Genomic DNA, 11874 nt, shown 5'->3' with positions numbered 1-11874 from the left:
ATCACAGGGCCAGTACATGCCCGGCCCCGGATGCCTGCCGCTGGCGTGGGGCTTCAGTCAATCGTCCTTTCTTTTGCAGCATGCACGCAGGGATATGCTGACCCTGTCCACCCAGACCGGTGAATCGGTCGGCATACTGGTTGCGCTGGATGCGATGGCGGTCTGCCTGGATATGGTCGAAAGCACAAATTCCCTGCGCTGTTCATTCGTCAAGGGGCGCTCGCTGCCATTGATCCGCGGGGCGTCCGCCAAATCCCTGCTGGCCTTTCTGCCCGCAGCCAAGCAGCAGGTAATTGTGCAGGAAGCCGTGCAGCAGAATTTGCTAACCGGCACGCAAGCCGAGCAATTGGCGGCAGATTTGCGCCAAATTCAGCAGCAAGGCTTTGCGGTATCCGAAGGCGAAGTAGACGACGGGGTTTGGGGCGTCAGCGCCCCGCTCTTTCAACACAAACGGATCGCACTTGGATCCATTACCCTGATGGCGCCCACTGCCCGGGCCCTGCCACGAAGTCAGCAACTGATTGATGCAACCGTGAAGGCTGCAGCCAATATTTCAACCACGCTTAAAGCGCTCCTGGTTTAACTCACGTGAAGGAACTTCCATGAAGACATTTTTTCTTACCGCTCTGCTGGCTCTTGGCCTGGCAGCACCCTCCCTTTCTGTTGCTGCCGATGCGCCATTGCGCGTGGTCACCGACGCCACCTTTCCACCCATGGAGTTTTTCCAGGATGGCAAACCTACCGGCTTTGATATTGAACTGATGCATGCGCTGGGCAAAGAAATGAACCGCCCGATAGAACTGACCAACATTGACTTCAAGGGCCTGATTCCTGCCATTGTGTCCGGTCGCGCAGATGCGGCCATTTCAGGCATCTACATTACGCCAGAGCGCAAAAATGTTGTGGACTTTACCGATTCGTACTATGCGGGCGGCCTGGTCGTACTGACCAAGAAAGACAACAATATCAAAAGCATCAAGGACCTGGATGGCAAGAAAGTCTCGGTCCAGGTCGGAACTAAATCGGTCAACTATCTGACCGAGCATTTGCCCAACGTCAAGCGCGTCGAAGTGGAAAAGAATGAAGAAATGTTCAATCTGGTTAAGATCGGCCGCGCCGATGCGGCAGTGACCGGCAGGCCGGCCGCCAAACTCTACGCCCAGCACAATCCGGATTTTATCGTTCTGGACGACCAGATCACCACTGAAGAATACGGCATTGCCGTGAGCAAATCACAACCGCAAGTGCATGATGCGCTGAACGCAGCGCTGAAGAAAATCCGTGACAACGGCACCTATCAGAAGATCGTGGACAAATGGTTTGAGGCCAAATCATGAATCTGGATTTCACTCCTGTCCTCTCCGGCTGGGAACCTTTGCTGCGCGGGACCCTGGTGACCATTGAGGTGACTGCCGGCGCATTGCTGCTCTCGTGCTTCGTCGGTTTGCTCATCGGCATCGGGCGCCTGAATCCCGAGCGCAAATTTATCTATATGTTGTGCAGCACTTATCTGACGATTTTCCGCGGCACACCCCTGCTGGTACAGTTATTTATCTGGTTCTTCGGGTTGCCCCAATTTGGCATTCTTTTGCCGGCCTACCTGTGCGGCGTACTGGGGCTGGGCATGTATTCGGCCTCGTATGTCTCCGAAGTTGTTCGCGGCTCCATTCAATCCGTGGACAAAGGCCAGGGCGAAGCGGCCAGGTCACTGGGCATGTCTACGCGCCAGGCCATGCGTAAAATCATTCTGCCCCAGGCGCTGGTACGCATGATCCCGCCATTGGGCAACGAGTTTATCGCGCTCATCAAAAACTCTGCCCTGGTATCTTTGCTGACGATTCACGATGTGATGCATGAAGGCCAGAAAATTATCAGCGTGTCATATCGTTCACTTGAAACATATTTGGTCATTGCCCTCATTTATCTTGTGCTGACCGCCACCGCAATGTTCATCTTGCGCAAAGTAGAAAACTCACTCAAAGCCGGAGGAATGGTTCAATGACGCCATCCATGATTCATCTTGATCGCGTTGAAAAATACTACGGTGATCATCAAGTGCTCAAGGGCGTAAGCCTGGATATTGCACGCTCCTCTGTCGTGGTCCTGATCGGGCCCAGCGGCTCAGGCAAAAGCACCCTGTTGCGCTGCTGCAATGGCCTGGAGACGGCGCAAAAAGGCAATATCACAATCAACGGGCAGGCGCTGCTGAAGGACGGCAAACTGATCGCCGAAAAAGACCTGAATGCACTGCGCATGAACGTCGGCATGGTGTTCCAGTCGTTCAATCTGTTTCCCCATCTGTCGGTACTGGACAATGTCACGATTGCGCCCAAGACGCTGAAAAAAACCACCGATGCCGATGCGCGAAAACTCGCATTGTCGTTACTGGAAAAAGTGGGACTACAGGAAAAAGCCCAGGCAATGCCTGCCAGCCTGTCTGGCGGCCAGAAGCAGCGCGTGGCCATCGCCCGGGCGCTGGCCATGGAGCCGGAGGTCATGCTGTTTGACGAACCAACCTCGGCGCTGGATCCCGAACTGGTGGGCGAGGTGCTTCAGGTTATGAAAATGCTGGCCAGCGAGGGCATGACCATGTTGGTCGTTACTCACGAAATGGGCTTTGCCCGCGATGTCGCTGACAAAGTGGTGGTCATGGATCATGGTGTCATCCTTGAAGAAGACCTCCCCTCTGTCATCTTTACGCAGCCGGCGCATGAACGTACCCGTTCATTTTTGCAGGCCGTCCTGAACGCTTGAATTTCACTGATCATAATGACAAAAGCAATATTTTCCTGGCATGGCAGAGTGGACGCTTCCGAACGTGGTGATACCTGCCGGATCCACCAAATTGCCCAGCCACTGGGTAACAGTCTTCCCGACGCTTTGAACGGGCAAGCGGTTGTTCTGGGGTTTTGCTGCGACGAAGGCGTCAGTCGTAACTATGGCCGCATCGGCGCACGTCAGGCGCCGGACCATGTGCGTGGGGCGCTTGCCGGTCTGCCTGCCCATAAACTGCAACGCCTTTACGACGCCGGCGATATTGAATGCGAAGGCCATGACCTGGAACTGGCGCAACGACAGCTGGCAAACAGAATTGGCGCCCTGCTCAACACCTCTTCACGCCTGGCTGTCATCGGCGGCGGTCATGAAATTGCCTACGGCAGTTATCTGGGACTGGATCAGCATTTGCAGACAACGGCGCAGTCGGGTACCGTGCTGGTGCTTAATCTGGATGCGCATTTTGATTTACGTACCAGCCGGCCTGGCAGCTCGGGCACCCCGTTCGACCAGGTATTGGAACACGCGGCGCAACACGGTCGGTCTGTTCGTTATTGCTGCCTGGGGGTCTCGCTCCTGTCCAATACCCCTGCCCTGTTCGACCGGGCACGGGAACTGGATGTCGCCTATCTGCAAGACACGCAGATGCAGGAAAGCCAGTTACCGCAGATCCGGCAGTTTGTGGCTGCGCAATTGCAGGAGGCGTCTCATCTTTATCTGACCATTGATATGGACGTGCTCCCAGCCTGGCAGGCGCCTGGCGTATCTGCGCCAGCCGCTTACGGCGTGGGCCTGACGGTCGTCGAAACGATTCTGGGTATGGCCCAGGAGTCGGGCAAGCTGCGACTACTGGATATAGCAGAGGTCAACCCTGAGCATGACCATGACGGGCTGACGGCTAAAACCGCAGCAAGGCTGATCTGGCGATATCTGCAACCGGCATGATGTAAGTATTCAGACGCTGTGGGCCGTAACGCGCCTGCCGCGCTTTAGCGCCTGGCTGATTGTGGGAAATGTTGCTTTTTCCGGCCAGCATTCAGGCGTCATCAACGCTAGCTGCCCGACGCAAACCCCAGTTGCCGCCATGCTTCGTAACTGATAATGGCCACGGCATTGGACAGATTCAGGCTCCGGTTATTGGGCAACATCGGGATTCTCAGACGTTCGCTGTTGGCGAAGGTCGCCATGACCTCGGGAGCAAGCCCTGTGGTTTCAGCGCCAAAAAGCAGCACATCCCCATCCTGAAACGCCACATCGGTATAGGCGCGCGTGCCTTTAGTGGTGATGGCAAATATCCGCTGACCAGGCACGCTGGCCACAAACGCGGCATAGTCCGGGTAAATTGTCACCTTGGCCAGATCGTGATAATCCAGTCCAGCGCGGCGCATTTTTGCATCATCAATGCGAAACCCCATGGGCTCAATCAAATGCAGCCAGCAGCCATTGTTGGCGATCAGCCGGATAATATTGCCGGTATTGGGCGCAATTTTGGGTTCGAACAGGGCGATATGGAGCATGGGCAACGTCAGCTGAGCGATAAGTGTGCGGGCATAATAGGCGCCTTATTTTTTCCAGAATCCGGGCGTAAAGAGCACCAGAACGGTAAAGAACTCCAGCCGGCCGATCAGCATGGCAAAAGTGCACACCCAGATCTGAAAATCGCTCAGGCCGGAGTAATTGCTCATGGGCCCAACGGCGCCCAGGCCCGGACCGATATTGGACAGACTGGCAAAGACCGCCGATGATGCCGTAGTGAAGTCCAGGCCGGACACCACCATCACGCCGGTGAGCACTACGTTCATGATAACAAACACCAGCACGAACACCATGATGGATGAAATAATCGCCGGCGGCACGATCCGCCGGTGCAACTTCACGGGACAAACGGCATGCGGGTGCAACACCTTGCGCAGCTCGGCGCCAATTTGCTTGAAAATCACAATGACCCGAATCAGCTTGATCCCACCACCGGTGGAGCCGGCGGACGAAGAAAAACTGCCCAACATGAGCATCAGAACCGGCAGCAGCACCGGCCAGTGCAGATAGTCGGCATTGGCAAAGCCTGTGGTCGTGGCCAGCGATATGGTATTGAACATGCCGAAACGCAGCGCTTCGAGCATGCTTGGATAGATGCCATCAAAATACAGCCAGACGCTGACGCCCAGCCCGCCAAGCACCATAATGCCGACGAATACTTTTGTTTGCGGACAGGTGATGTAATAACGCAGATTGCGATGCCTCAACACGTTGTAATGCGTGGCAAAGCTGATGCCGGCCAGGACCATGAATACGCAGGCAACTGCATCGACCATGGGGGAGTCATAATGCAGAAAACCGTCATCGTAAATCGAGAAACCGCCCAATGCCATAGTGGATGCCGCATGACACCAGGCGTCGAACCACGACAGGCCCGCCAACCGATAGCTGATGACGCATAGCGTTGATATCGAAATATAAATGGTATACAGCGCCTTGGCTGTCCCGGCAATGCGAGGCGTCAGCTTTTCTTCCTTCATGGGGCCGGGAATTTCACCACGCATGATCTGGTAACCACCCACGCCCAGCAGCGGCATGACGGCAACGGCCAACACCAGAATGCCCATACCGCCTACCCAAATAAGGGTGACACGCCATATATTGACCGAAGGCGGCAACGCCGAGATATTGTTCAACACCGAACCACCGGTGGTCGTAATTCCCGACATGGCTTCGTAATACGCATGGGTAAAGCTCAGCGAATACCCTTCTATGCTGGCATCGATCACGAAGGGCAGCGAAGCGATCAGCGGAAACACCAGCCAGACCAGTGATACCAGCAGCAGCCCGTTGCGTGCGTTGAGCTCAGCCTTGGAGCTGCTGGTGAGCTTCCATAGCACGGCCGATATCCCCAGCGAGATACCCAGGCTGATCAGAAAGGCATTGTGCGCGCCATCTTCAAAATAAAGCGAGACGGCCAGCGGAAACAGCAGTACGGTGGAAAAGCCAAGCATTGTCAGGCTGAGCGCATGCAGGACATTCAGAATATTGCGCATGTAGGCTGCCTAGAAGAAAAACACGGAAACCTGGAAGAGTTTTTCGACCCGCCGCATATCGTGCCGATTGCCGGCAAAAACCACCACATGATCGCCCGGCTCGATAATCGTTGCCGGTTCGGGCAGAATAACGTCCTCTTCGCGCAAAATTGCCGCCACGATGGCGGTTCTTGGCAGTTTCAATTCAGCAATGGACTTGCCCACGACCTGGGAGCTTTTGCTGTCGCCATTGACTTCAAACTCAATGGCTTCGGCATTGCCCCAGCGCAGCCGATGTCCGGCGACCACGGCGCCTTGCCGCACATCACGTAGCAAGGCCCCAATGGTCGCCTGGGAAGGCGAGACAGCAATATCGATCAGGCTGCCTTCCATCAATTCGCCATAGGCCTTGCGATTGATCAGGGCCACAACCTTGCGTGCGCCCAGCCGCTTGGCCAGCAAGGACGACATGATATTGTCTTCATCATCATTGGTGACAGCCAGAAACGTGTCCATTTCTTCGATATTTTCGTTATCGAGCAGGGCCTCATCGGTCGCATCGCCATGCAGGACCAGCACTTTGCTGGGCAACAGGGTTGCCAGGGTCTCACAACGCTCGCGGTTGCTTTCCAAAATACGCACGTTATAGCTGCCTTCGGACAGCTTGCGGGCAAGCCGGTAGCCGATATTGCCGCCGCCTGCAATCATGACGGTACGCACCTTGCGCGAAACGTACTGCAACTTGGCTACCGCCTCCTTGCCTTCCTGCGTATCGACAGCAACAACCAGCTCGTCACCTTGCTCAATGGCAGACTGATGATCCAGCGCCACCGAGGCCCCATTGCGGAAAATTTCCAGCACGCGGGCATTGATGTTCGGTAAATTGTGGCCGGTCTGATTGACGCGTACATTGATTAGCGGGCTGACCCGGCCGATGCGGATGATCAGCAGGCTTAAGCGGCCCCCGCCGAACTCCACTACCTGCAGGGCTTCCGGAAATTCGATCAGGCTGTGCAGGTAGGTAGTGACACTGTTTTCAGGGCTGATCACGGAATCAACGCCAAAGCTCTCCTTGATCAGCTCTGGATTGCTGGAAAAATCGTAGCTGCGGACACGGGAAATGCGGCGCGGAATATTGAAGACATCTTTGGCAATCCGACAGGCAACCAGATTGACCGGATCGGTAGCCGCACAGGCAACCAGCAGGTCGGTATCATCGGCGCCTGCCGCGCGCAGCACTTCGGGCATAGAAGCGTCGCCCTGCACGCCACGAAGGTCAATACGGTCCTGCAGGTAGCGCAGGCGCTCTCCATCGGTGTCGACAATCGTGATATCGTTTTTTTCAGAAACAAGATTCTCGGCGACGCTCGCACCAACGCGCCCTGCGCCAAGGATCAGGATCTTCATGAATTGCGTTTGCGTGAGGAATCAATACCCAGTTGACGCAGCTTGCGATACAGGTGCGTGCGTTCCAGGCCGGTTTTTTCCGATACCCGGGTCATGCTGTGATTTTCGCGACCCAGGTGATATTCAAAATAGACGCGCTCAAATTCGTCCCGGGCATCGCGCAGTGGCTGGTCAAGTGAAATGCTGCCCAGTTGCGACCCTTGCACCGGCGTCTCCGGCTCAGCCGCAACCTGCGTACCCTGGACCGTCGCAGCGGCAGGCGCCGCCACCGTGCCTGGTCTGGCAGCAGGTGCTGCGGCCGGCGCGCGGTTGGCGCCATTGGTTGCCGATGCCATGACCTGTTTGGCGTGCGGTCGCATCAGGCCGGCCTGCACGGTCTTGAGCAGTTTTTGCAGCGTGATGGGTTTTTCAAGAAAATCCATAGCGCCAATGCGGGTGGCTTCAACCGCAGTGTCTACTGTCGCATGCCCGCTCATCATGATGACTGGCATATCCAGCAAACCCTGGGAGCCCCATTCCTTGAGCAGGCTGACACCATCGGTATCGGGCATCCAGATATCAAGAAGCACCAGATCGGGCCGGTAGCGCAGGCGAGCGGCGCGTGCCTGCGAAGCATTCTCTGCAAGCTCTACGGTGTGACCTTCGTCGTATAAAATTTCCGACAGAAGTTCGCGTATACCAATTTCATCGTCAACCACCAGAATTCTGGCCATATCTTGTCACCTATTACTTTCTGACTGCATTTTGGTACTGATCAAAGTTCCGGGTTCAATTATAACCACGGGAATGCGCTAATTGCCTGTTTTCGGAGTCAGCCGCGTGAGTAATATTGAGACACGGGCTCCACCGTCCTTGCGATTGGCAATATCAATTCGGCCACCATGCTCCTCGATTATTTTACGCACAATGGGCAGTCCCAGCCCCGTACCATGCGCCTTGGTCGTGACATAGGGTTCAAAGGCCGTCTGCAATACCTTGGCAGAAAATCCACCACCTCTGTCCTCAAGTGTAATACGAATTGCCTGTCCGGCCGCGCTCTGATCCTTCTCAGACCGCGTAAGTGTGGTGCGAATGGTGATTCCGGGCTCATCGCCTTCGAGTTCCAGCTCGGCCATGGCATCGCGGGAATTGGACAGCAGGTTGTTCAGAACCTGGCGCAACTGGGTCGGGTCGGCTTCGGCCAGCGGCAGATCTGGCGCCAGGTCCAGGCGGATGTGGCGGTACAACGGCTCGTCATGATGCCCATTGCCTTCCGGATCCCAACCATACAGGATGGCCAGATCGGAAATCAATGCATTGATGTCAACACGCTGCATTTGCGCGGGCGGCGTTCTTGCGTATTCGCGGAAATCATCCACCATTTTTTTCAGCGATGATACCTGATTGATAATGGTATTGGTCGAGCGTGCCAGGATCCCGGCATTGCGCTCGTCCAGATGCCCTTCCAGCTTCATGGCCAGGCGTTCGGCCGACAGCTGAATCGGGGTCAGCGGATTCTTGATTTCATGCGCCAGTCGTCGCGCCACTTCGCCCCAGGCGCGGGCCCGGTTAGCCGAAATCACCTCTGAAATATCGTCGAACACCACGACATAGCCCGTGGGGCGTCCGTCAATGCGCAGCCGTGTACCGCGCATCAACAAGGTAATATCGTCCGTTTCGTCGCTTTCACTACTGGTCGACAGGGTGATCTGCTCCTGCCAGTAATGGCGCTCGGACCCCACCGCAGCGTGATCGGCAAATGCCTTGCGAATCTGCCGGGTAAACTCAATCAGCGAATCGATCACTTCCAGCGGCCGCCCCGGCACTGAGCGCAGGTCGACATCCAGAATCGATTGGGCCCCTTTATTGACTGTCGTCACATTGAAGCGCTCATCAAATACGATCACCCCCGAAGACAAACCGGCCATCACACTTTCCAGATACGCATTGGAGCGCTCCAGCTGAATGCTATTGCTTTCAACCTGGCGGCGCGCTTCATCAAGCTGGCGCGTCATGGCATTGAATGAGCGGGTCAACAGGCCAATCTCGTCCATGGCCGTGGGTTCGGGCAACGGCCGGTAGTCGCCAACAGCGACTGCCTGGGTCCCGGAAGCCAGTGTCAGCAGCGGCTTGACCAGGCGTCGCGCGATGGCCAGCGCCACGGCAATGGACGTAAACAGCGTGACCAGCAGCGCCAGCGTCAAGGTAATGCCATACAGTTTCTGGATGCCCTGGCGCGACAAGGCCAGTTCCTGATAATCCCGGAATCCCTTTTGCACCTCATTCAAATTGCTGCCGATATTTTCCGGCACCAGTCGGGTCAGCTGCAGCAGATACGGTTCGGGCGAAGCGCCCAGGGGCGCGTCAAGCTTGAAGGAATTGGAAAACACCGGCACGATAACGCGAATGCGCAGCTGCGGATTTTCGAAATCGGTGCCTTCGACCGCCTCGGTACGGGCATAGGAGCGCGACAGCCGCAGCTGGTTCAACACCGACACCGGCGGCATTTGCGGCAACAGGCTGCCAAACGAGGAACTGGAAAACCCGACCACCCGGCTGCCGGAGATAGTGAACACCAGGGCATCGCCCACCGTGGTATTTTCACGCAAACGGGTCAGCGCCACCGACAGTTCCTGATCGGGAACGGTCGACAGATCATCGGCCATCAGCCTGGCGCGCGACAGCAAATCGCCCACCTGGCTATCGAGCGATGCCTGCCCCAGTGTCAGGCCCGATTGCAGGGCGCTATCGACCCTGACGTTGAACCATGATTCGACCGATCGCGACATGAACTGTACGGAAAGCAGGTAGATCACCACGCCGGGAATAATCGCCATTACCGCAAACGCCAGCGCAAAACGCGAAGTGAGTCGCGCGCCAAATTGCCTGGACCGCAGTTGCCGGATCAGGCGGAAGGTCAGCATCGAGACCCACAGGAACAACGCAAGCGCCAGCACCCCGTTGAGCAGGAGCAGCAGGTCGTACTGCTGCGCCAGTTTTGAGGAATTGCCGGTAGAGCGCACCAGCAGCCCCATCAGAACCAGGGCCGCGAGCACAGCGGCAATAAATACCAGTCGCACGACCCACTTGATCAGGGACTGGGCGCGATTGCCGAGAATTGAAATGCGAAATTTTTCCATGGTGTCGATAAGGCCCAGGCGCGTCCGCCCAGGGCGTCCATCTGAAAGGGCCGCGGTAAAAGAGAGGTATCCAGTTTCATGCGAAACTGCGCTTCATAATGCTGGTCGGGATCCAGATCAGTGAACGGTCCCACAGGCCAGTTATAGATTCGTGTAATGGTTTGCAGGGCATCGTCCAGAGACATTTCCGGCACTGAATAGTCGCCCGAGGTGACGCGCCACTGACGCACCAGCGCATTGTAGGCCACACGCCAGGTTTGCGATTGATCATACACTTGCCGGTCAAACCACCACCAGCGTGGCTGCACCAGCCGGAACTCGACCGTGAAATAAAGCGGCACGCCATGCTGGGCGGCCACCTGCAACTGATGCGACAGCGGCAGCTCAACGTCGGCATTCAGGACATACCCGTCTGCCTGCTGCTGGATTTCGACGCTGTTGATTGTCGCCACGGCAGCACCGGTGCCTGCGTCAGCATCTGCAGTGGTAGTTTGCGCGTGCAAAGCGGCGCCACCGTTGGCGGCGAGGCCCAGAAGCACGATCAGCGCAAGCCTGAGAATAAATGCAATTGACATGGAAACGGGCTGGGTTTTCATCCGGAATAGGTCATTGGGGTTGGCAGCACCGGCGCTTGCGGTGCCCCTATAATACCCCAACCCAACCGTCGCGGGCGACTTCACCGCCCGCGACGGGCGTTCAGCCCTGTTTGCGCAGCAATGAATAGAAAAACCCATCATGCTCCTGTCCCTGCCCGGGCAATAGCTGGCCGGGTGATGGCAGTGCGACGGCGCCCTCAAGCGCCTGCTGCATCCATTGGTCCTGCTCAATCCCTTCCTGCGGAAAGACCGAACACGTGACGTATAGCAAAGTCCCGCCGGGCTTGAGTGTTTGCCACAGGGCAGAAACAATACGTCGTTGCAGTGCGACAGTGTCGGCAATATCCTGTTCGTGGCGCAGCCACCTGATATCGGGATGCCGACGCACGATCCCGGATGCGGTGCAAGGCACATCGGCAAGAATGGCGTCAAAAGGCTGCGTGTCCCACCATGATTTCAAATCAATCGCATTGCCGGCACGCAGCACCACACCCTCATCATTCAAATCGAGCCGCTGCAGGTTCGAGGCTACCCGTTCCAGACGACCCTGGTCGATATCCAGCGCAGTCAGCTGCAGCCGGGCCTGCATCAACAGGCCAGCCGTTTTGCCGCCCGGCGCGGCGCAGGCGTCCAGCACCCGCATACCATCAGTGACCGGCAATAGCTGGGCGGCCAATTGCGCACCCGCATCCTGCACCAGCCACCACCCTTCTTCGAATCCGGGAATTTTAGCCACCGGCAGCGGCTGATCCAGAATCACGCCATGGTCCCCGATAGCCGAAGCAGAAATGTCTTGCGCCTGCAACACCGCCAGCAGGGCTTCCCGGCTGGTTTTGCGTGTATTGACGCGAAGGGTGAGCGGCCCCGGCTGAAAGCTGCTGGCCAGTATCGCTTCCCATTGCGCCGGATACGCCTGGCGAACCCGGCCGATCCACCACTTGGGGAAACCCCAGCGCACATTGCTAC

The 11874-nt window shown here is 56.8% G+C and carries 12 protein-coding genes; 5 read left to right on the top strand and 7 right to left on the bottom strand.

Going from position 1 to position 11874, the window contains the following annotated elements:
* The 5 genes from ACTIKR_RS04710 to hutG form a co-directional block, all read left to right on the top strand.
* A partial coding sequence (locus ACTIKR_RS04710; protein WP_442327238.1) for an IclR family transcriptional regulator occupies positions 1-583 on the top strand: 583 nt, incomplete at its 5' end.
* Positions 584-602: 19 nt separating this feature from the next.
* Positions 603-1337 carry a transporter substrate-binding domain-containing protein gene (locus ACTIKR_RS04705; protein WP_442327237.1) on the top strand — a complete coding sequence of 245 codons (735 nt, stop codon included), beginning with the start codon at positions 603-605 and terminating at the stop codon, positions 1335-1337.
* A complete protein-coding gene (locus ACTIKR_RS04700; protein WP_193088314.1) occupies positions 1334-2002 on the top strand; it encodes an amino acid ABC transporter permease in 669 nt (222 codons plus the stop codon). The genes ACTIKR_RS04705 and ACTIKR_RS04700 overlap by 4 nt, the downstream gene beginning before the upstream one ends.
* The gene (locus ACTIKR_RS04695; RefSeq protein WP_370540201.1) at positions 1999-2754 is read left to right on the top strand and encodes an amino acid ABC transporter ATP-binding protein; all 756 of its coding nucleotides are present in this window, start codon (positions 1999-2001) and stop codon (positions 2752-2754) included. The genes ACTIKR_RS04700 and ACTIKR_RS04695 overlap by 4 nt, the downstream gene beginning before the upstream one ends.
* 15 nt (positions 2755-2769) lie before the next feature.
* Positions 2770-3720 carry a formimidoylglutamase gene (gene hutG, locus ACTIKR_RS04690; RefSeq protein WP_442327236.1) on the top strand — a complete coding sequence of 317 codons (951 nt, stop codon included), beginning with the start codon at positions 2770-2772 and terminating at the stop codon, positions 3718-3720.
* Positions 3721-3827: 107 nt separating this feature from the next.
* On the opposite strand, the gene ACTIKR_RS04685 is transcribed toward hutG, so the two are convergent.
* From ACTIKR_RS04685 to rsmB, 7 genes are all read right to left on the bottom strand, one after another.
* Positions 3828-4292 carry a tRNA (cytidine(34)-2'-O)-methyltransferase gene (locus tag ACTIKR_RS04685; protein WP_442327235.1) on the bottom strand — a complete coding sequence of 155 codons (465 nt, stop codon included), beginning with the start codon at positions 4290-4292 and terminating at the stop codon, positions 3828-3830.
* A 45-nt stretch (positions 4293-4337) separates the two neighbouring features.
* Positions 4338-5807: a TrkH family potassium uptake protein gene (locus ACTIKR_RS04680; RefSeq protein WP_442327234.1), complete on the bottom strand. Its 1470-nt coding sequence runs from the start codon at positions 5805-5807 to the stop codon at positions 4338-4340.
* A gap of 9 nt (positions 5808-5816) precedes the next feature.
* Complete coding sequence (gene trkA / locus ACTIKR_RS04675; RefSeq protein WP_193088318.1) at positions 5817-7193, bottom strand: Trk system potassium transporter TrkA; 1377 nt, start codon at positions 7191-7193, stop codon at positions 5817-5819.
* A complete protein-coding gene (locus ACTIKR_RS04670; RefSeq protein WP_193088319.1) occupies positions 7190-7906 on the bottom strand; it encodes a response regulator in 717 nt (238 codons plus the stop codon). Before ACTIKR_RS04670 ends, trkA begins: the two co-directional genes overlap by 4 nt.
* Before the next feature lie 78 nt (positions 7907-7984).
* Positions 7985-10264, bottom strand: coding sequence for an ATP-binding protein (locus ACTIKR_RS04665; protein ID WP_442327250.1), 2280 nt, complete (start codon positions 10262-10264; stop codon positions 7985-7987).
* Entirely contained in the window at positions 10264-10908 is a 645-nt protein-coding gene (locus ACTIKR_RS04660; protein ID WP_442327233.1) for a DUF4390 domain-containing protein, read from the bottom strand. Before ACTIKR_RS04660 ends, ACTIKR_RS04665 begins: the two co-directional genes overlap by 1 nt.
* Positions 10909-11008: 100 nt before the next feature.
* A partial coding sequence (rsmB, locus tag ACTIKR_RS04655) for a 16S rRNA (cytosine(967)-C(5))-methyltransferase RsmB (RefSeq protein WP_442327232.1) occupies positions 11009-11874 on the bottom strand: 866 nt, incomplete at its 5' end.

The organism is Advenella sp. (genome assembly GCF_052108595.1).
GTDB lineage: Bacteria > Pseudomonadota > Gammaproteobacteria > Burkholderiales > Burkholderiaceae_B > Advenella.
The sequence above is the reverse complement of the archived record's forward strand: the minus strand, read 5'-3'. Positions and strand labels throughout refer to the sequence as shown.

What these genes read in the sequence shown, in the direction of transcription:
- ACTIKR_RS04705 (WP_442327237.1), top strand. Translation starts at nt 603, where the DNA reads ATGAAGACATTTTTTCTTACCGCTCTGCTGGCTCTTGGCCTGGCAGCA.
- ACTIKR_RS04700 (WP_193088314.1), top strand. Translation starts at nt 1,334, where the DNA reads ATGAATCTGGATTTCACTCCTGTCCTCTCCGGCTGGGAACCTTTGCTG.
- ACTIKR_RS04695 (WP_370540201.1), top strand. Translation starts at nt 1,999, where the DNA reads ATGACGCCATCCATGATTCATCTTGATCGCGTTGAAAAATACTACGGT.
- hutG (WP_442327236.1), top strand. Translation starts at nt 2,770, where the DNA reads ATGACAAAAGCAATATTTTCCTGGCATGGCAGAGTGGACGCTTCCGAA.
- ACTIKR_RS04685 (WP_442327235.1), bottom strand. Translation starts at nt 4,292, where the DNA reads ATGCTCCATATCGCCCTGTTCGAACCCAAAATTGCGCCCAATACCGGC.
- ACTIKR_RS04680 (WP_442327234.1), bottom strand. Translation starts at nt 5,807, where the DNA reads ATGCGCAATATTCTGAATGTCCTGCATGCGCTCAGCCTGACAATGCTT.
- trkA (WP_193088318.1), bottom strand. Translation starts at nt 7,193, where the DNA reads ATGAAGATCCTGATCCTTGGCGCAGGGCGCGTTGGTGCGAGCGTCGCC.
- ACTIKR_RS04670 (WP_193088319.1), bottom strand. Translation starts at nt 7,906, where the DNA reads ATGGCCAGAATTCTGGTGGTTGACGATGAAATTGGTATACGCGAACTT.
- ACTIKR_RS04660 (WP_442327233.1), bottom strand. Translation starts at nt 10,908, where the DNA reads ATGAAAACCCAGCCCGTTTCCATGTCAATTGCATTTATTCTCAGGCTT.